This is a genomic window from Comamonas sp. FUJ_7 (assembly GCF_057369555.1).
In genome coordinates, this window is record NZ_JBXXZI010000005.1 from 139,726 (window position 1) to 157,170 (window position 17,445).

General features: G+C 58.0%; 22 protein-coding genes and 1 pseudogene. 16 read left to right on the plus strand and 7 right to left on the minus strand.

Annotated features, from left to right (window positions below):
• Positions 1-59: 59 nt before the first annotated feature.
• Entirely contained in the window at positions 60-548 is a 489-nt protein-coding gene (locus AC2I9W_RS09320; RefSeq protein ID WP_486409707.1) for a GNAT family N-acetyltransferase, read from the minus strand.
• An 82-nt stretch (positions 549-630) separates the two neighbouring features.
• Positions 631-1,335: a cytochrome b/b6 domain-containing protein gene (locus tag AC2I9W_RS09325; protein WP_486409708.1), complete on the minus strand. Its 705-nt coding sequence runs from the start codon at positions 1,333-1,335 to the stop codon at positions 631-633.
• A 150-nt stretch (positions 1,336-1,485) separates the two neighbouring features.
• On the opposite strand from AC2I9W_RS09325, the gene AC2I9W_RS09330 reads away from it, so the two are divergent.
• Complete coding sequence (locus tag AC2I9W_RS09330) at positions 1,486-1,932, plus strand: c-type cytochrome (RefSeq protein ID WP_486409709.1); 447 nt, start codon at positions 1,486-1,488, stop codon at positions 1,930-1,932.
• Positions 1,933-2,151: 219 nt separating this feature from the next.
• Here AC2I9W_RS09330 and AC2I9W_RS09335 read toward each other — a convergent pair whose 3' ends face one another.
• A complete protein-coding gene (locus tag AC2I9W_RS09335) occupies positions 2,152-2,664 on the minus strand; it encodes a TlpA disulfide reductase family protein (protein WP_486409710.1) in 513 nt (170 codons plus the stop codon).
• A gap of 151 nt (positions 2,665-2,815) precedes the next feature.
• Between AC2I9W_RS09335 and AC2I9W_RS09340 the strand changes: the two genes are divergently transcribed.
• The 4 genes from AC2I9W_RS09340 (at position 2,816) to ptsP (ending at position 6,143) form a co-directional block, all read left to right on the plus strand.
• The gene (locus AC2I9W_RS09340) at positions 2,816-3,382 is read left to right on the plus strand and encodes a hypothetical protein (protein ID WP_486409711.1); all 567 of its coding nucleotides are present in this window, start codon (positions 2,816-2,818) and stop codon (positions 3,380-3,382) included.
• 100 nt (positions 3,383-3,482) lie between these two features.
• Complete coding sequence (locus tag AC2I9W_RS09345; RefSeq protein ID WP_486409712.1) at positions 3,483-3,938, plus strand: PTS sugar transporter subunit IIA; 456 nt, start codon at positions 3,483-3,485, stop codon at positions 3,936-3,938.
• On the plus strand, positions 3,907-4,176 hold the full coding sequence (locus AC2I9W_RS09350) for an HPr family phosphocarrier protein (protein ID WP_486409713.1): 270 nt from the start codon (positions 3,907-3,909) through the stop codon (positions 4,174-4,176). The genes AC2I9W_RS09345 and AC2I9W_RS09350 overlap by 32 nt, the downstream gene beginning before the upstream one ends.
• A 203-nt stretch (positions 4,177-4,379) precedes the next feature.
• Positions 4,380-6,143 (plus strand): phosphoenolpyruvate--protein phosphotransferase, encoded by a 1,764-nt coding sequence (gene ptsP, locus AC2I9W_RS09355; protein ID WP_486409714.1) that lies wholly within the window; start codon positions 4,380-4,382, stop codon positions 6,141-6,143.
• A gap of 441 nt (positions 6,144-6,584) precedes the next feature.
• Here the strand turns inward: ptsP and lipA are convergent, their stop codons facing one another.
• The 3 genes from lipA to AC2I9W_RS09370 are packed head-to-tail and all read right to left on the minus strand — an operon-like array spanning position 6,585 to position 8,633.
• Positions 6,585-7,565, minus strand: a complete 981-nt coding sequence (gene lipA / locus AC2I9W_RS09360) for a lipoyl synthase (protein WP_486409715.1) — start codon at positions 7,563-7,565, stop codon at positions 6,585-6,587.
• 10 nt (positions 7,566-7,575) lie between these two features.
• Positions 7,576-8,268: a lipoyl(octanoyl) transferase LipB gene (lipB, locus tag AC2I9W_RS09365; protein ID WP_486409847.1), complete on the minus strand. Its 693-nt coding sequence runs from the start codon at positions 8,266-8,268 to the stop codon at positions 7,576-7,578.
• Positions 8,269-8,315: 47 nt separating this feature from the next.
• A complete protein-coding gene (locus tag AC2I9W_RS09370) occupies positions 8,316-8,633 on the minus strand; it encodes a YbeD family protein (protein ID WP_486409716.1) in 318 nt (105 codons plus the stop codon).
• 389 nt (positions 8,634-9,022) lie between these two features.
• Here AC2I9W_RS09370 and AC2I9W_RS09375 point away from each other — a divergent pair, with 389 nt between their 5' ends.
• The 9 genes from AC2I9W_RS09375 to AC2I9W_RS09415 all read left to right on the plus strand — a co-directional run bounded on the left by AC2I9W_RS09375 (position 9,023) and on the right by AC2I9W_RS09415 (position 16,228).
• Positions 9,023-9,493, plus strand: coding sequence for an ATP synthase subunit I (locus AC2I9W_RS09375; protein ID WP_486409848.1), 471 nt, complete (start codon positions 9,023-9,025; stop codon positions 9,491-9,493).
• Positions 9,494-9,513: 20 nt separating this feature from the next.
• A complete protein-coding gene (gene atpB, locus AC2I9W_RS09380; RefSeq protein ID WP_486409717.1) occupies positions 9,514-10,377 on the plus strand; it encodes a F0F1 ATP synthase subunit A in 864 nt (287 codons plus the stop codon).
• A 45-nt stretch (positions 10,378-10,422) separates the two neighbouring features.
• Positions 10,423-10,674: a F0F1 ATP synthase subunit C gene (gene atpE / locus AC2I9W_RS09385; protein WP_003059376.1), complete on the plus strand. Its 252-nt coding sequence runs from the start codon at positions 10,423-10,425 to the stop codon at positions 10,672-10,674.
• Positions 10,675-10,709: 35 nt separating this feature from the next.
• Positions 10,710-11,180 (plus strand): F0F1 ATP synthase subunit B, encoded by a 471-nt coding sequence (locus tag AC2I9W_RS09390; RefSeq protein WP_158388858.1) that lies wholly within the window; start codon positions 10,710-10,712, stop codon positions 11,178-11,180.
• Positions 11,181-11,191: 11 nt separating this feature from the next.
• Entirely contained in the window at positions 11,192-11,731 is a 540-nt protein-coding gene (locus AC2I9W_RS09395; protein ID WP_486409718.1) for a F0F1 ATP synthase subunit delta, read from the plus strand.
• Between the two features lie 46 nt (positions 11,732-11,777).
• Positions 11,778-13,337 (plus strand): F0F1 ATP synthase subunit alpha, encoded by a 1,560-nt coding sequence (atpA, locus tag AC2I9W_RS09400; protein WP_486409719.1) that lies wholly within the window; start codon positions 11,778-11,780, stop codon positions 13,335-13,337.
• Between the two features lie 18 nt (positions 13,338-13,355).
• Positions 13,356-14,222 carry a F0F1 ATP synthase subunit gamma gene (atpG, locus tag AC2I9W_RS09405; protein WP_158388864.1) on the plus strand — a complete coding sequence of 289 codons (867 nt, stop codon included), beginning with the start codon at positions 13,356-13,358 and terminating at the stop codon, positions 14,220-14,222.
• Between the two features lie 34 nt (positions 14,223-14,256).
• Positions 14,257-15,666, plus strand: a complete 1,410-nt coding sequence (atpD, locus tag AC2I9W_RS09410) for a F0F1 ATP synthase subunit beta (RefSeq protein ID WP_003065399.1) — start codon at positions 14,257-14,259, stop codon at positions 15,664-15,666.
• A gap of 145 nt (positions 15,667-15,811) precedes the next feature.
• On the plus strand, positions 15,812-16,228 hold the full coding sequence (locus tag AC2I9W_RS09415; RefSeq protein ID WP_158388868.1) for a F0F1 ATP synthase subunit epsilon: 417 nt from the start codon (positions 15,812-15,814) through the stop codon (positions 16,226-16,228).
• A gap of 84 nt (positions 16,229-16,312) precedes the next feature.
• Here AC2I9W_RS09415 and AC2I9W_RS09420 read toward each other — a convergent pair whose 3' ends face one another.
• Complete coding sequence (locus tag AC2I9W_RS09420; protein ID WP_158388870.1) at positions 16,313-16,582, minus strand: hypothetical protein; 270 nt, start codon at positions 16,580-16,582, stop codon at positions 16,313-16,315.
• A 140-nt stretch (positions 16,583-16,722) separates the two neighbouring features.
• Between AC2I9W_RS09420 and AC2I9W_RS09425 the strand changes: the two are divergent.
• A pseudogene (locus AC2I9W_RS09425) lies at positions 16,723-16,911 on the plus strand (cold shock domain-containing protein); the annotation flags it as partial.
• A gap of 96 nt (positions 16,912-17,007) precedes the next feature.
• Positions 17,008-17,406: a DUF1294 domain-containing protein gene (locus AC2I9W_RS09430; RefSeq protein ID WP_486409849.1), complete on the plus strand. Its 399-nt coding sequence runs from the start codon at positions 17,008-17,010 to the stop codon at positions 17,404-17,406.
• Positions 17,407-17,445: the final 39 nt, after the last annotated feature.

Here is a 17,445-nt window from a genome sequence, read left to right on the forward strand (position 1 = left end):
GAGTGAATATGAAAAACCGGCCCTGAGCCGGTTTTTCTTTGTTGTTGTCCTGGGCAGGCTCAGAACAGGTCTGCCTTGAGGTAGTGCGCGCCGGGAAGAGGGTTGTGATAGTAGGGCTCGATGGACTCGAAGCCCAGATCGACATAGAGCGCGCGGGCGGCCTCCATATCGTCCAGGGTGTCCAGCAGCACATGGTCATAGCCGCTTTGGCGTGCCACGTCCAGCATGGCTTCGGCCAGCTGGCGGCCCAGGCCAAAGCCGCGAAAAGCCTTGCGTACAAACAGGCGCTTCATTTCGGCGGCATTGGGGTAGTCGGAGTCGTCCAAGGGGCGCAGGGCGCAGCAGCCTGCGATGCTGCCGTCCACCCAGGCCAGCAGAATCTGCCCTCTGGGTGCGGCATATTCGCCGGGAAGTCCGGCGAGTTCGGATTCGAATCCTTGAAATTCCAGGTCGATGTTCAGGCTGTCTGCATATTCCTGGAAGATCTGGCGCACGGCATCCATTTCTTCCAGGCTGGGCGTCAGCAAGTCCACGGCAGGGTTGTCCACGGCAACTAGGCGATGATGAAAGAGGGCTCAGTGTAGCGGCAAGTACGCCGCATGGTTAAAGTGCCGCTTTTCTTGTCAGAACTCAGAAAGCGGCGCCCTGGCCCAGCTGATGAATCCACCACGAAATAGCACTTGCCACAATGGCCAGCACGGCGGCAAGTGTGCGGCTGCCCGCGCTGTCGCTGCTGGCGGGCACGGGCTCCTCCAGCAGCTTGTCACCCTGAACCATGGAGGAGACCAGCTTCTGGCCTTTAATGCTGTACCAGAGTATGGCCAGGACATGCAGGGCGATCAGGGCGTACAGCAGATACTGGCCCCAGTGCGCGTGATAGCTGGTGGCCTGGGAGATCAGGCCGCCGGAGACAAAGCGAGTCAGCGGGCCGCTAAAGGCAATTTCGTCATCGCTCATGAGGCCGCTGGCAACTTGCGCTATCAAAACCGCGAGCATGGCGATAACGGAAAGAGAGCCCAGAGGGTTGTGCCCGGCGCGCTCATCGGCACGCGAGAGGCCGCGCAGGTAGCGCAACACGGCTGACGGAGACAGGGCAAAGTGGCCAAAGCGCGACCAGTAACCGCCTGCAATTCCCCAGAGAAGGCGAAAAATGATCAAGGCCAAGGCCACCTGGCCCAGGATCAAATGCCAGTTCATGGCATTGCCGCCCAGCTTGGCCGTGACAACCAAGGCGGTGATGCATGCAACCAGCAGCCAGTGAAACAGGCGTGTCGGAAGATCCCAGATACGTACTTTGTGAGAGGCGGCGCCTGCCGCGTGGGTGGGTGATGTCATGGCGAACTCATGGCAGATAGACGCAGGCATTGTGCCTTGTTGGCCTGTCAGCCAAGCCCAAGCAGTTGGGTCAGTTTTTTTGTCAGGGGGTCTGCGATACTGGCAGGCTGTCGCTTGCGGCAAGTTGTTGAATCAAGAAAGGATACCCCGATGAAAGCTTTCTCCACCCTGGCCCTGGCGGCCGTGGTTGCCACCGTGGCTCTGCCTGCTTCGGCACAGTTCGCCAAATCCGAAGATGCCATCAAGTACCGCCAAAGCGCTTTGAGCGTGCTGGGTACGCACTTCAGCCGTCTGGGCGGTATGGCCAACGGCAAGATTCCTTTTGATGCCAAGAGCGCGCAGGAAAGCGCTGAGGTGGTGGCGTTCATGTCCAAGCTGCCATGGGCCGGTTTTGGCGCGGGCACGGAAGGCGGCAAGACCAAGCCCGAGGTGTGGAAAGAGCAGACGAAGTTTCATGACCTGGCAGGCAAGATGGAAGCCGAAGTGGTCAAGCTCAACGCGGCGGCCAAGACCGGCAACTTGGATAACCTCAAGGCAGCTTTTGGACCCGCAGCCAACAGCTGCAAGAGCTGCCACGACAGTTTCAGGAACAAGTAACCCCCTGAATAAGTGATCCCCCTGAGTCGCTGGTGCGACTTCCCCCTGAGGGGGGACGGCAGCATCGCCGCAGGGCGGCCCTTACTTGATGCTTCTGGCAATAAAAAACCGGCTCTTGGCCGGTTTTTTAGGAGCTGCTCGCGCTTGTTGGATCTGGGTTTCAGCTTCTATTCATGCTGAAATGTCCCAGTGACATGCGCTGCCAGCTATTGTTTTTGATCAGGTGGCTGCAGGTTCGGCCAGCAGCTTTTCAATCAGCTTGTGCAGCTGAACGAAGTCGGGTGTGCCGATATAGCTTTTCACAATTTCACCGCGCTTGTTGACGATGAAGGTGGTAGGAGTGAGCTTCACATCGCCCCAAGCCTTGGCGACGTTGCCAGTGTTATCCAGCGCGACCTTGAATGGCAGCTGGCGCGACTCGGCAAAGTTCACCACATAGCTAGGTGGGTCGTAGCTCATGGCTACGGCCAGGGTGTCGTAGCCTTGGTCTTTGTACTTGTTGTGGGTGCTGATGATCTCGGGCATTTCTGCCACGCAGGTAGTGCAACTGGTAGCCCAGAAGTTCACCAGTGTGACCTTGCCTTTGAGGTCATCCGTCGTCTTCTGGCTGCCGTCCAGCAGCACAAAAGTGGACTGAGGTGCTGTGGACTGACCCGTGCCCGAGTACACCCAGGCGCCTACGCCGATGACGGCTGCTGCCGCAATGCCTGCGATCCAATGTTTGCTTGCCATAGAGATTGATTGTGCACAAATTTTTAGCACCTTGCTGAGCGATGGTTGGTGCCGGATCTGGCTGAAAAGTTCAGCCGCCGCGGGCGAATGTCTCGGGTCAACCCCAGGTTGGGACGATGCGCTTCGCTCAGGCGCCTGCAGATAATGGGTCATGAAGAAAACCGGAGTCGGGATGACTGCTGCGCTGATGGGCGCTGTATTGCTGGCGACAGCCTGTAGCCCGGCATTGAATTGGCGCACTGTGCAGCTCAAGGATGCACCGCTGCTGCTGCTTTTGCCTTGCGACGCTAAGGGGGAAAGCAGGCCCGTGATGCTGGGAGCAAGCACTGTGCAGATATCCATGCAAGCCTGCGAAGCCCAGGGCGCCGTGTATGCACTCTCGCACTTCACCCTTGAACAGCCCGCGCAAGTGGCACAGGTGCTGGACTACTGGCAGCAAGCGGTGCTGGCGCAGCTCAAGCCAAACGATGGTTCAGTTGGTGGCGCAATCGTCCAAGAGCGCCAGCCGCATGTACCTGAGGGGGCGCTGAATTTGCCGCAGTCGCTGAGCATGGGGTTTTCAGGTCGTAGTGCACAAGGCGAGACGGTGACAGGACAAGGGCTGTGGTTTGCCCGCCTGGAAGGCCCGCGTGCAAGGCTTTATCACGCGGTGATTTATGCCAAGAAGCCGCTTGGTCCTGAGGCGGAAATATTTTTTTCAGGGCTGAAGTTGCAGTAAGTGAGGTTGTCAAACATCATGAGCTTTTGTCTTCGGCGACTCGATTGACCTTGCATGCTTTGCCAAGGCAGCATAATTTGCTATCAAGAACTGTGACTACATGACCACGCGCATTCTTTTGCTCACCCACGCCCCCCTGGCCAGTGCCTTGCGCGAATGCGCTTTGCATGTGTTTGCCGACAGTGCAGACGATTTGCTGGCCCTGGATGTGTCTTCGGAGGAGACGCCGGAGACCACGCTGGAGCGCGCCCTGGCCTTGCTGGTAGAGCACGGTGGACTGGATGTCCCGACTCTGGTGCTGAGCGACTTGTTTGGCGCCACACCCTGCAATGTGGCTCAGCGCCTGACGGGGCTGCTGCAGGCAAGGCTGGTGGCGGGAGTGAACTTGCCCATGCTGCTGCGCTCTATCGGTTACAGACATGAGCCTTTGGACGCCCTGGTGTCCCGGGCCATGGTGGGTGGCAGCCAGGGTGTGATGCAGGTGGCCAGCAGTTCTCGACAAAATCAAAGCGCACGACCTTCCCATGATCAAGACCAACATCACCATCAGCAATAAATTGGGCCTGCATGCCCGTGCATCGGCCAAGCTCACCAAGCTGGCCGGCAGTTTTCCTTGCGAGGTCTGGCTGACCAAGGGCGAGCGCCGCATCAATGCCAAGAGCATCATGGGCGTGATGATGTTGGCGGCAGGCATTGGCTCTGAGCTGGAGCTGGAAACGGATGGCGCACAAGAGCAGGAAGCCATGGACGCGCTGGTGGCGCTGATCAACGACAAGTTTGGCGAAGGTCAGTAAGCAGCTTGAGAAACGGTGTGACTGGCGCAAGCAGCAGGGGCCTTGAGCCGATGGCTCCCTTTTCAGCGAGGCCGCTGGACAGTCTGTTGAACCTATAAAGCGTTTTGTGCTGTAAGGCAGTAGGGGCGAGGGCTTTCTGCTGTAAAAAAAAGAGCAACAAGCAAGCAAAAAGCAATCGCGACATTCGCGAAAGGGCATTCACTATGACATTTGCCATCCACGGACTGGCCGTCTCCCGGGGTATTGCCATTGGGCGCGCGGTCGTTGTGGCCTCCAGCCGCATGGAGGTGGTGCACTACTTCATTCGTCCGGATCAGGTCGAATCCGAAATTCAGCGTGCGCGTTCTGCCCGCAATGCCGTGATTGAAGAGCTGCGCCGTTTGCAGGAGGAGATGCCCAAGGATGCTCCCGGCGAGCTGGATGCTTTGCTGGATGTGCACTTGCTGCTGCTGCAGGACTCGGCGCTGGCCGATGCGATTCGCAACTGGATCTCGGAGCGTCTGTACAACGCCGAATGGGCGCTGACCACGCAGCTGGAAATCATCTCGCGCCAGTTCGACGAGATGGATGACGAATACCTGCGCGAACGCAAGGCTGACCTGGAGCAGGTGGTGGAGCGCATTCTGCGCCACATGAAGGGTGCTGCAGGCCCGATCACGCCACCGACCAGTGTGCCGGCCCTGGTGGCGGGCAGCGCTCAGCAGGTGCTGGCAGAGGGTGCAGCAGAGACGCCGCTGGTGCTGGTGGCGCAAGACTTGTCGCCGGTCGACATGCTGCAGTTCAAGAGCAAGGTGTTTGCGGGCTTTATCACGGCAGTCGGTGGCAAGACCAGCCACACCGCGATTGTGGCGCGCAGCATGGATATTCCGGCCGTGGTCGGTGCGCGCGCTGCCAGTCAGCTTATTCGCCAGGATGACTGGGTCATCATTGACGGCAACGAGGGTGTCGTCATCGTGGATCCGACGCCCATCATTTTGGAGGAATACAGCTATCGCCAGCGTCAGGGCGAGCTCGAGCGTGAACGGCTGGCTCGTCTGCGCTATACGCCCGCATTGACCATGGATGGCCAGAAGGTGGAGCTGCTGGCCAACATCGAGCAGCCCACGGATGGCCCGGCAGCAGTACGTGCTGGCGCTGTGGGCGTGGGGCTGTTTCGTACCGAATTTCTGTTCATGGGGCGCAGCGGCAACTTGCCGGGCGAAGAAGAGCAGTACCGCGCCTATCGTGAAGCGATTGATGGCATGCAAGGCATGCCGGTCACGATTCGAACGCTGGACGTAGGGGCTGACAAGCCGCTGGACAAGGCCCAGCCCAAGGACTATTACCTCAACCCCGCACTGGGCCTGCGTGCCATTCGCTGGAGCCTGGCGGATCCTGCCATGTTCCGCACCCAGCTGCGTGCCATTTTGCGCGCCGCTGCACATGGGCAGATCAAGCTGCTGTTCCCCATGCTGGCCCATCGCAGCGAGATCGAGCAGACGTTGGCCCAGTTGCGCCAGGCTCAGCAAGAGCTGGATGCGCGCGGCATGGTGTATGGCCCAGTCAAGCTGGGGGCGATGATTGAAATCCCGGCGGCGGCACTCACGGTGCGTAGCTTCCTCAAGTATTTCGACTTTGTCTCCATAGGCACCAACGACTTGATCCAGTACACGCTGGCAATTGACCGCGCCGACGAAACCGTGGCCTATCTTTATGACCCCATGCACCCCGCAGTCCTGCGTTTGGTGGCCGAGGTGATTGCGGCAGCGAATGCCATGGGCAAAGAGGTTTGCGTTTGCGGTGAAATGGCTGGCGATCTGAGCATGACCCGGTTGTTGCTGGGGCTGGGGTTGCGTAGTTTTTCCATGCATCCCGCGCAGATTCTGGCGGTTAAGCAGGAGGTGCTGCGTGCCGACGCGACCAAGCTGGAGTCCTGGGCACATGAGGTGTTGAACAGCGAGTGTCCTGCGGATATGCTGGCGGCTTGACGATGGGGATAGATTGCATGCCGCCATAAAACCCGGCATTTATTTAAGGAATTAATTGAGATTGATTCTCATTTGCTGCTATGATTCATTCCAGCATGTCACGCAGAACTCTGGTGGGGTATCCAGCGGGACATGCCTCAGTTTCATCGTGGGGCGACTCGTCAGGCCAGTTCAGCCTGCAGTCGTTTTTGCCAGCCAGCGGTTTGCCGGTTAGCCAGGCATTTTTTCTCGATGTAAACAGCAGGCTTCATTTAATTTCATAGCTGCTCGCGCTTGTCTTTCAATGAATTGAGCCTGAAAGATATTTGAGACTAGCTAAATATCAGCGCTCTAAGCTCCTTATTCAGGAGCTTTATTTTTGCCTGCCTTTGTTTGAGTCGTGTTGGGGCAGGCATGAAAAAAGCAGCCGCAAGGGCTGCTTTTTTGTGGAGCGTTCAGCGCTTAGACGCCGGCGGCATGGGCCTGCTGGTCAGCGTGATAGCTTGATCGCACCATGGCGCCCACGGCAGCGTGGGTGAAGCCCATTTTGTAGGCTTCTTCCTCGAACATCTTGAAGGTGTCGGGGTGCACATAGCGGCGCACAGGCAGGTGGCTGTTGGTGGGCGCGAGGTACTGGCCAATGGTCAGCATGTCGATGTTGTGGGCGCGCATATCGCGCATCACCTGCAGGATTTCCTCGTCGGTCTCGCCCAGGCCCACCATGATGCCGCTCTTGGTCGGCACATTGGGGTGCAGTTCCTTGAACTTCTTGAGCAGGTTCAGGCTGAACTGGTAGTCGGAACCGGGGCGCGCTTCCTTGTACAAACGGGGCGCGGTTTCCAGGTTGTGGTTCATCACATCGGGCGGAGCCGATTTGAGGATTTCCAGCGCGCGGTCATCGCGGCCACGGAAGTCGGGCACCAGAATTTCGATCTGCGTCTGGGGCGAGAGTTCGCGGATGTTTTTGATGCACTCCACAAAGTGGCCGGAGCCGCCGTCGCGCAGGTCGTCGCGGTCCACGCTGGTGATCACCACGTACTTGAGCTTCAGTGCGGCAATGGTGCGCGCCAGGTTCAGCGGCTCGTTCACATCCAGCGGGTCGGGGCGGCCATGGCCCACGTCGCAGAACGGGCAGCGGCGCGTGCACTTGTCGCCCATGATCATGAAGGTGGCCGTGCCCTTGCCAAAGCATTCGCCGATGTTGGGGCAGGACGCTTCTTCGCAGACGGTGTGCAGCTTGTTCTCACGCAGGATGTCCTTGATCTCGTAAAAGCGCGTGCTGGGACTGCCCGCCTTGACGCGAATCCAGTCGGGCTTTTTGAGCACTTCGGCCTGCTCGACCTTCACGGGGATGCGCGAGAGCTTGGCAGCCGCTTTTTGCTTGGCCAGCGGGTTGTAATCGGCTTGGGATTGCGCTTCGCGCACGACTTCTTTGGTGCTCATGATCTTGCCTTCAGGGAGACAGACGCGCCTTCAGCTGGCGACCCAGCACATGCGCGGCTTCCTCCCAGGTTGTCTGTACGCCGATTGTAGAAAGGTCCACGGTTCTCAGTCCTGCGTATCCGCAAGGATTGATTCGCCCGTAGGGTTCCAAATCCATGTTTACATTGAGAGCCACACCGTGATAGGTGCTGTGACGGCTCACTTTGATTCCGAGAGCTGCGATCTTGCCCAAGCCATCGAAATGCGGCTCGGGTGCCGGGCTGCCGGGCTCACGGTGCTGGGGGCGCTGCTCCAGCATGGCGTGGCTGCGCGGGTCGTCCAGGCGCACATAGATGCCGGGTGCGCCTGCGACGCGGTGGCCCGTGACGCCAAAATGCTCCAGCGTGCGGATCACCGCGTCTTCCAGTCGGTAGACATATTCCTTGACGAAATAGCCCATACGCTGCAGATCCAGCAGCGGATAGGCTACGACCTGGCCGGGGCCGTGATAGGTCACCTGCCCGCCACGATTGGTCGCGACGACTGGAATATCGCCAGGGTGCAGCAAATGATCGCTTTTTCCTGCTAGCCCTTGCGTGAAATGCGGACTGTGCTCACAAATCCATAGCTCATCACGCGTTTGCGCATCGCGGGTGCGCGTGAACTCCTGCATGGCGGCCACGGTGGTCTCGTAGCCCGTACGCCCAAGAATGCGCAGATCCATGGGTTCTGGGGCAGAAGAAGGCTGGGCTGCGCTGGCGAGAGACTGGCTCACAGAACGACCTTCACCAGAGGGTGAGAGGTCAGGGCGCGATAGGTGTCGTCCAGCTGCTCGCGGCTGGTTGCCGTGATCGTGATGGTTACGCCCAGATATTTGCCGCTGGAGCTGGGGCGCAGCTCAATGGTGGTGGCATCGAAATTCGGATCGAACTTTTCGGCGATCTGGGTGATTTCGTGCACCAGATGTTCGTCATGTAAGCCCATGACTTTGATGGGGAACTGGCTGGGGTACTCGATCAAAGAGTCCTTGCGCGGGTCTTCTTGCTGCTCGTTCTGGTTGGCGGCAGAGGTGTTGGGTGTGTCGCTCATGAAGAGTCCTTGGGCTGAAAGGGGAAACGGCCAACTGTCAGGCAGTCGGCTGGTCAATGAAAAGATTGTGCGTCACGTGTGATGCACGTGTGCATGTAGGCCTTAACACCGGGCTAGTAGCTGCTTTGCGCAGGAGAAATCAAGCGAATGCCCCCTTGCTGCAGCAGACAATTCAGGGTAATCAAGTATTCCAGTTCAGGCACACTCCCGCCGCATTGCCAGCGGCAACAAAACGTTGTCAGCTAGAGACATCCCGCGAGTCTTGTAAAAGACCTTTCGAGCATGGCAGTATCAACCCCTATCTCAGAGCGGGGGTTTTTACTTATAATCAGAGGCTTTGTAAAAAAGTCTTGTCTGGCTCTTGCTTGATCAGTGGTGCGAAAGAGAACATGAAAAACATGCCCGCTGATTTTCAGGATGAAGATGAAGTTGAAGACTTCAAGCCCTTGACGGCAGAGGAAGCTTCGGACTGGCGCTCGCGCTTTCCGCAAGTATCAGTCTGGCGCATCGTCATCGTGCAGGCGCTGGTCGGCATTGTTGTTGCTGCACTGGCCTGGTGGATGACAGGGCGCCCCGCAGCGGGATGGTCGGCAGCGTATGGAGCGCTGGCGGTTGTTTTGCCAGCGGCGTTGTTTGCAAGAGGTGTGGTTCGTCAGCGGCCTGGAGGTGCCGGGGCGGCCATGGCAGGAATTTTTGGTTGGGAATTGGTGAAGTTGGTGCTTTGCATTGCCATGCTGGCAGCGGCGCCCAAACTGGTACCTGACCTGAGCTGGCTGGCGCTGCTAGTTGGCTTGATTGTTGTGATGAAAACGTATTGGATTGCGCTTCTGGTGCGATCCAATGTCCCAAAAACCGATTGATATTTGAGAGAAGTTGACCGATGGCCGCAGAAGCGCACGCACCAACTGCAAGTGAATACATCGTCCACCACTTGCAGCACCTCCAGAACATCAAGCAGGAGTCCATCATTGACTTCTCAGTGTTCAATCTGGATTCGATTGCCGTGAGTGTGACTCTGGGCGCTTTGTGCCTGTTTGTCCTCTGGCTGGCCGCTCGCAAGGCGACTTCCGGCGTTCCCGGTCGCTTCCAGGCTGCCGTGGAAATGCTGGTCGAGATGGTGGACAACCAGGCCAAGGCCAACATCCACAACGCCGAATCCCGCAAGTTCATCGCTCCTCTGGCACTGACCGTGTTCGTGTGGATCTTTGCGATGAACGCTATGGACCTGCTGCCTGTGGACCTGCTGCCCGTGCTGTGGCAGACCGTTCAGGGCGACTCTCATGCCTATCTGCGTGTCGTGCCTACGGCCGACCTGTCCACCACTCTGGGCCTGTCGACCGGCGTACTGGTGCTGTGCCTGATCTACTCCGTGAAGATCAAGGGCATGGGCGGCTGGGCTCACGAACTGGTGACTGCTCCGTTCGGTACTTCTAAGAATCCCGTGTTTGCTGTGATCCTGGGTGTTGTGAACCTGGCCATGCAAATCATTGAATACATTGCCAAGACGGTTTCGCACGGTATGCGACTGTTCGGCAATATGTACGCTGGTGAGTTGGTGTTCTGTCTGATCGCCTTGATGGGCGGTGCGGCTGCCATGTCGCTTTCCGGTGTGTTGCTCCCCGTGGGGCACATCATTGCAGGTTCGATCTGGGCGATCTTTCACATCCTGATCATTACCCTGCAAGCCTTCATTTTCATGATGCTGACGCTGATTTACCTCGGCCAAGCACATGAAGCTCACTGAAATCCTTTATTTCACTCAACCTTTCTTTAATCCCTAGGAGTCATCATGGAAAACGTTCTCGGTCTCGTCGCTCTGGCTTGTGGTCTGATTGTTGGTCTGGGCGCTATCGGCGCTTCGATCGGTATCGCTCTGATGGGTGGCAAGTTCCTGGAATCCTCGGCACGTCAGCCTGAGCTGATCAACGAACTGCAGACCAAGATGTTCATCTTGGCTGGTCTGATCGACGCCGCCTTCCTGATCGGTGTGGCTATCGCTCTGCTGTTCGCCTTCGCCAACCCCTTCCAACTGGTTGCCTAAGCTCCGTTCAACGCCCTAAATAGAAAGGTGTTGCCGTGAGTATTAACGCGACCCTGTTCGTTCAGCTTGGTGTTTTCCTGGTTCTGGCGCTGTTCACGATGAAGTTCGTGTGGCCCCCGATCGCGAAGGCACTGGATGAGCGAGCCCAGAAAATCGCCGATGGCCTCGCTGCTGCCGACAAGGCCAAATCTGAATTGACCGCTGTAAACAAGCGTGTCGAGGCAGAACTGTCCCAGACGCGCAACGAAACAGCTTCGCGGCTTGCGGACGCCGAACGTCGTGCACAGGCCATCATTGAAGAGGCCAAAGCCCGCGCGACAGAAGAAGGCAACAAGATTGTTGCTGCTGCCCGCGCTGAAGCTGAACAGCAAGCCATTGCTGCCCGTGAAGCCCTGCGTGAGCAAGTGGCTACGCTGGCTGTCAAGGGTGCCGAGCAGATCCTGAAGAAGGAAGTCAATGCCGGTATCCATGCTGATCTGCTGAACCGCCTGAAGACAGAGCTGTAAGGAGCGCAAAAATGGCAGAACTCGCCACCATTGCCCGCCCTTACGCCGAAGCATTGTTCAAAACCTGCGCCGATCAAGGCGCGGATTTGAACGGCAGTGTCGCTTGGGTGGAGGAATTGGCGGCGATTGCCGCCAATCCGCAATTACGCCAACTGGCCGCTAATCCCAATGTGAACAGCACGCAAGTGTTTGATCTCATTACGGGTGTGGCCAAGTCGGCATTGCCCGAGTCTGCACGCAATTTTCTGCGTGTAGTTCTCGAAAACGGCCGTCTGGACGCGCTGCCTGAAGTGGCAGCCCAGTTCCGCAGCCTCGTGAACAGCAAGAGCGGCTCTTCGGATGCCGTGGTGTACAGCGCTTTCCCCATTGAGGATGCAGCGCTGGCCGAGCTTGGCGCCACGCTGGAAAAGCGCTTTGGCCGCAAGCTGAATCTCGCCGTGAAGCTGGATGAATCGCTGATCGGTGGCGTTCGCGTCGTGGTGGGCGACGAGGTGCTGGACACCTCCGTCAAGGCCCGTCTGGAACAAATGAAAGCGGCCCTCACCGCGTAATGCGCTTGAGGTCTCGGCTAACACACAAGAAAGTAAGGAAAGAGTCATGCAACTCAATCCCGCAGAAATTTCTGAACTGATCAAGAGCCGCATCGAAGGGCTGGCTGCTAGCACTGACGTCCGTAACCAAGGCACCGTGGTCTCGGTGACTGACGGTATCGTGCGCGTGCACGGCCTGTCCGACGTGATGGCTGGCGAAATGCTGGAATTCCCCGCAGGTGCCGACGGTCAGCCCACTTACGGTCTGGCTTTGAACCTGGAGCGTGACTCCGTGGGCGCCGTGATTCTGGGTGCTTACGAGCACATCGCAGAAGGCAACACCGTCAAGTGCACCGGCCGTATTCTGGAAGTGCCCGTGGGTCCCGAACTGGTTGGCCGCGTGGTGAACGCCCTGGGTCAACCTATCGACGGCAAGGGCCCCATCAACGCCAAGATGACGGACGTGATCGAGAAGGTCGCTCCTGGCGTGATCGCACGTCAATCCGTGGATCAGCCTCTGCAGACTGGTATCAAGTCCATCGACTCCATGGTTCCCGTGGGCCGTGGTCAGCGCGAGCTGATCATTGGTGACCGTCAGACTGGTAAGACCGCTGTTGCTATCGACGCGATCATCAACCAAAAGGGTCAAGGCGTTACCTGCGTGTACGTGGCGATTGGTCAGAAGGCTTCTTCGATCAAGAACGTGGTGCGTGCTCTGGAACAAGCTGGCGCGATGGAATACACCATCGTTGTGGCTGCTACCGCCTCTGAATCCGCTGCCATGCAGTACGTGTCGGCCTACTCCGGCTGCACGATGGGTGAATACTTCCGCGATCGCGGTGAAGACGCCCTGATCGTTTATGACGACCTGTCCAAGCAAGCTGTGGCTTACCGTCAAGTTTCGCTGCTGCTGCGCCGCCCACCAGGACGTGAAGCCTTCCCTGGCGACGTGTTCTATCTCCACTCGCGTCTGCTCGAGCGTGCCGCTCGCGTGAACGCTGACTACGTGGAAGCCTTCACCAAGGGTGAAGTCAAGGGCAAGACCGGTTCTCTGACCGCTCTGCCTATCATCGAAACACAAGCTGGCGACGTGTCCGCCTTCGTTCCTACGAACGTGATTTCGATTACCGACGGCCAGATCTTCCTGGAAACCAGCCTGTTCAACGCGGGTGTGCGTCCCGCTATCAACGCCGGTATCTCCGTGTCGCGTGTCGGTGGCTCGGCTCAGACCAAGCTTGTCAAGGGCCTGTCCGGCGGTATCCGTACCGACCTGGCTCAGTACCGTGAACTGGCTGCTTTCGCGCAGTTCGCATCCGACCTGGACGAAGCAACCCGCAAGCAGCTGGACCGCGGTGCCCGCGTGACCGAGCTGCTCAAGCAGGCTCAGTACTCTCCCCTGTCGACCGCTTTGATGGCCGCTTCGCTGTTCGCAGTGAACAAGGGTTTCATGGACGACATCGAAGTCAAGCAAGTGCTGCCTTTCGAATCTGGTCTGCACCAGTTCCTGAAGACCAGCCATGGCGCTTTGCTCGACCGTCTGAATGAAAAGCGTGCTTTCGACAAGGAAGGCAAGGACGAAGCTGAACTGACTGCAGCCATTACTGCATTCAAGAAGTCCTTCGCTTAATACTGGCGAGGAGTCATCATGGCAGCAGGTAAGGAAATACGCGGCAAGATCAAATCGGTTGAAAACACCAAGAAGATCACCAAAGCCATGGAAATGGTGGCTGCATCCAAAATGCGCAAGGCGCAGGAGCGGATGCTGGCTGCCCGTCCATACAGCGAAAAAATCCGCAACATTGCAGCCCATCTTGGCGAAGCAAACCCCGAGTACGTGCATCCGTTCATGCAAGTGAACGATGCAAAGAAGGTCGGCGTCATCGTTGTGACGACCGACAAGGGTTTGTGCGGCGGCATGAACACCAACGTGTTGCGTGTCGTCACCAACAAGCTGCGCGAACTGCAAGATGCAGGTGTTGCGACAGATGCAGTGGCCATTGGCGGCAAGGGACTGGGTTTCCTGAACCGTGTCGGTGCCAAGGTGGTCTCTCACGCTACAGGCCTGGGCGACACGCCTCATCTCGACAAGCTCATCGGGCCTGTCAAGGTGTTGCTGGACCAATATGCTGAAGGCAAGCTGAGCGCGGTGTACCTCTCGTACACCAAGTTCATCAACACCATGAAGCAGGAGTCGGTGGTGGAGCAGTTGCTTCCCCTGTCGTCCGACAAAATGCAAGCCGAGAAGACGGGTGCATCCTGGGAATACATCTACGAACCTGACGCACAGACCGTCATCGACGAACTGCTGGTTCGTTACGTAGAGTCCCTCGTGTACCAGGCAGTGGCGGAAAACATGGCGTCCGAGCAATCGGCGCGCATGGTGGCTATGAAGGCCGCAACCGACAACGCCGGCAACGTCATCAGCGAGTTGAAGCTGGTCTACAACAAGACGCGTCAGGCAGCGATTACGACCGAGTTGTCGGAAATCGTCGCAGGCGCAGCCGCTGTGTAAACGGCTTTAACGAACAAACAGATTGGAGCAAAAAATGGCTCAAGTGCAAGGCAAGATTGTTCAATGTATTGGCGCCGTGGTGGACGTGGAATTTGCCCACGGCCAGGTGCCCAAGGTGTATGACGCCTTGAAGCTGGAAGGCTCGGCCCTGACCCTGGAAGTTCAGCAGCAGCTGGGCGACGGCGTGGTGCGTACCATTGCCCTGGGTTCTTCGGACGGTCTGAAGCGTGGCCTGATGGTCACCAACACAGGCAACCCCATCACCGTGCCCGTGGGCAAGGCGACTCTGGGCCGCATCATGGACGTGCTGGGCAACCCCATCGACGAACGTGGTCCCGTGGACCAGACCCTGACCGCTGCTATCCACCGCAAGGCTCCTGCATACGACGAACTGTCGCCTTCGCAGGAACTGCTGGAAACCGGTATCAAGGTGATCGACTTGGTCTGCCCCTTCGCCAAGGGCGGTAAGGTGGGCCTGTTCGGTGGTGCCGGTGTGGGCAAGACCGTGAACATGATGGAACTCATCAACAACATCGCCAAGGCCCACAGCGGTCTGTCGGTGTTCGCTGGTGTGGGTGAGCGTACCCGTGAAGGTAACGACTTCTATCACGAAATGTCCGACGCTGGCGTTGTGAACCAAGAGAACCTGGGTGAGTCCAAGGTTGCCATGGTTTACGGTCAGATGAACGAGCCCCCAGGAAACCGTCTGCGCGTTGCGCTGACCGGCCTGACCATGGCTGAGTCGTTCCGTGACGAAGGCAAGGACGTGCTGTTCTTCGTGGACAACATCTACCGCTACACACTGGCCGGTACCGAAGTGTCCGCTCTGCTGGGCCGTATGCCTTCCGCCGTGGGCTACCAGCCTACCCTGGCTGAAGAAATGGGTAAGCTGCAAGAGCGTATTACCTCCACCAAGGTTGGTTCGATCACTTCCATCCAGGCCGTTTACGTGCCTGCTGACGACTTGACCGACCCCTCGCCTGCCACGACCTTTGCTCACTTGGATTCCACCGTGGTGCTGTCCCGTGACATCGCTTCGCTGGGTATCTACCCTGCCGTGGACCCACTGGACTCCACCAGCCGTCAGCTGGACCCCCAAGTGGTTGGCGAAGAGCACTACAAGGTGGCTCGCCAAGTGCAAGGCACGCTGCAGCGCTACAAGGAACTGCGAGACATCATCGCGATTCTGGGCATGGACGAACTGGCTCCCGAAGACAAGCTGACCGTGGCTCGTGCTCGTAAGATCCAGCGTTTCCTGTCTCAGCCTTTCCACGTGGCTGAAGTGTTTACCGGTGCTCCCGGCAAGTACGTTCCTCTGTCTGAAACCATCCGTGGCTTCAAGATGATCGTGAACGGCGAAGCTGACCACCTGCCCGAACAGGCTTTCTACATGGTTGGTACCATCGACGAAGCCTTCGAGAAGGCCAAGAAGCTGGCAGCCTAATTAAGACACTCCCCCTGAGCGGCTGTGCCGCTTCCCCCCTGAAAGAGGGGGACGACGCTCTCGCTGCGGGGCGGCCCTTGCTTAGCGTCCCTGAGTAGGGCCGTGTTGTCTTTAGGACCAGTTTTAACCTTTTCAAGGAGCAAAGATGAACACCATTCACGTTGATGTGGTCAGTGCCGAAGAGTCCATCTTCTCCGGTGAAGCACGCTTTGTTGCTTTGCCTGGTGAAGCGGGCGAGCTGGGCATTTTTCCCCGCCACACACCGCTGATCACCCGCATCAAGCCGGGTTCGGTGCGCATCGAAATGCCGGATGGCAGCGAAGAGTTCGTCTTCGTGGCCGGCGGCATTTTGGAAGTGCAACCCAACTGCGTGACCGTTCTGTCCGACACCGCGATTCGTGGCAAGGATCTGGACGAGCAAAAGGCCAATGAGGCCAAGGCTGCTGCCGAGGAAGCGCTGAAGAACGCCAAGGGCGAGTTGGACATTGCTCGCGCACAGTCCGAGCTGGCCGTCATGGCTGCTCAAATTGCTGCTCTGCGCAAGTTCCGCCAGAAGCGCTGATCTTTGGCTTGCCTTTGGGCACAGCAATCGGCACAAAAAAGCCACCGCATTGCGGTGGCTTTTTTTATGGCTGCTCTCTATCGATCAGCCGTTGCAGGCGGCCTGGTAGGCGTAGATCACCGAGTTGTCCAGAGGATCTACGTGGCGTGATTTGCGAACCACAGCCTTGCTGGGATCGTCACACAGCGAGCGCACCTGGGCTTCGCATTTCTTGGGGTCATCGACCTTGAGCTTGCAGCTCAGCGCATAGTCATATTCCACGGGGGCTTCGGCGCCCTTGGGGCTGATGGAAGCGCAAGCGCTCAGAGTCAGAGCGGCTCCGAGAATGGCCATAGAGAGCAGAGATTTTTTCATGCTTGAGTGCTTTCTTAAGAAAATAAGTCTGCCCTGAAACTAACACAGTCCATTGAAGAAAAAGGTTTTTTCTGTGCAGGACAAGCCTGCTTTTTGACTGCTTTGGACAGTGCCTGAACGAAAAACAACAAAGGAGAAAAATGCGTTATAGCGGTACCTTGGTGCAATGGAATGATGAGCGCGGCTTCGGCTGGATTGAAGCAGACTCCGGGGGAGAACGTCTTTTTGTCCACATCAGTGCCTTCGAGCCGCGCCCGTCTGCAGAGCAGCGGCCTCAGCCCGGGTTGCGCCTGCAATTTGCGGTGGGCCTGGATCAGGGGAAAAAGCGTGCGCTTCAGGTGGCCTGGCGCATATCAAGCCAAGGTCGAGGCCCCTCTGCAGAGGTGACCAGGCGGAGCAGGGGCAATAAGCAGTCTACGGGGCGTGTGCCTTCTTCCCGCGCGGCCTCTCAGGGCTGGCATGCTTCCAGCCGCTTCAGCTATGGCGCTTTGCTGTGCTGGATGGTACTGATGTTGGTCACCGCTGTGATCTGGGGTGTGCCGCGCATTCTCTGGCTCGTTTATGCGGGTCTGAGTGCATTGACCTTTATGGTGTATTGGCAGGACAAATGGTCGGCCCAGAAAGGGCAGTGGCGAACGCCCGAGAAAACGCTGCAGCTTCTGGCGCTTGCGGGTGGCTGGCCAGGAGCTGTACTGGCTCAGCAGTGGTTGCGCCACAAAAGCAGCAAGACCCGTTTTCAGCTGGAGTTCTGGCTCATGGTCCTGATCAATGTCGCAGCCGTGCTTTGGCTGTGTTCGCCTTATGGGCACTTTGTGTGGATTTAAGGCTTTTTAGGCTTCTAGCCCTTACATGGCAAGCGCCTG

Coding starts and splice junctions, on each gene's coding strand:
- AC2I9W_RS09325 (WP_486409708.1), bottom strand. CDS start 1,335: ATGACATCACCCACCCACGCGGCAGGCGCCGCCTCTCACAAAGTACGT.
- AC2I9W_RS09330 (WP_486409709.1), top strand. CDS start 1,486: ATGAAAGCTTTCTCCACCCTGGCCCTGGCGGCCGTGGTTGCCACCGTG.
- AC2I9W_RS09335 (WP_486409710.1), bottom strand. CDS start 2,664: ATGGCAAGCAAACATTGGATCGCAGGCATTGCGGCAGCAGCCGTCATC.
- AC2I9W_RS09340 (WP_486409711.1), top strand. CDS start 2,816: ATGAAGAAAACCGGAGTCGGGATGACTGCTGCGCTGATGGGCGCTGTA.
- AC2I9W_RS09345 (WP_486409712.1), top strand. CDS start 3,483: ATGACCACGCGCATTCTTTTGCTCACCCACGCCCCCCTGGCCAGTGCC.
- AC2I9W_RS09350 (WP_486409713.1), top strand. CDS start 3,907: ATGATCAAGACCAACATCACCATCAGCAATAAATTGGGCCTGCATGCC.
- ptsP (WP_486409714.1), top strand. CDS start 4,380: ATGACATTTGCCATCCACGGACTGGCCGTCTCCCGGGGTATTGCCATT.
- lipA (WP_486409715.1), bottom strand. CDS start 7,565: ATGAGCACCAAAGAAGTCGTGCGCGAAGCGCAATCCCAAGCCGATTAC.
- lipB (WP_486409847.1), bottom strand. CDS start 8,268: ATGGATCTGCGCATTCTTGGGCGTACGGGCTACGAGACCACCGTGGCC.
- AC2I9W_RS09370 (WP_486409716.1), bottom strand. CDS start 8,633: ATGAGCGACACACCCAACACCTCTGCCGCCAACCAGAACGAGCAGCAA.
- AC2I9W_RS09375 (WP_486409848.1), top strand. CDS start 9,023: ATGAAAAACATGCCCGCTGATTTTCAGGATGAAGATGAAGTTGAAGAC.
- atpB (WP_486409717.1), top strand. CDS start 9,514: ATGGCCGCAGAAGCGCACGCACCAACTGCAAGTGAATACATCGTCCAC.
- atpE (WP_003059376.1), top strand. CDS start 10,423: ATGGAAAACGTTCTCGGTCTCGTCGCTCTGGCTTGTGGTCTGATTGTT.
- AC2I9W_RS09395 (WP_486409718.1), top strand. CDS start 11,192: ATGGCAGAACTCGCCACCATTGCCCGCCCTTACGCCGAAGCATTGTTC.
- atpA (WP_486409719.1), top strand. CDS start 11,778: ATGCAACTCAATCCCGCAGAAATTTCTGAACTGATCAAGAGCCGCATC.
- atpG (WP_158388864.1), top strand. CDS start 13,356: ATGGCAGCAGGTAAGGAAATACGCGGCAAGATCAAATCGGTTGAAAAC.
- atpD (WP_003065399.1), top strand. CDS start 14,257: ATGGCTCAAGTGCAAGGCAAGATTGTTCAATGTATTGGCGCCGTGGTG.
- AC2I9W_RS09415 (WP_158388868.1), top strand. CDS start 15,812: ATGAACACCATTCACGTTGATGTGGTCAGTGCCGAAGAGTCCATCTTC.
- AC2I9W_RS09420 (WP_158388870.1), bottom strand. CDS start 16,582: ATGAAAAAATCTCTGCTCTCTATGGCCATTCTCGGAGCCGCTCTGACT.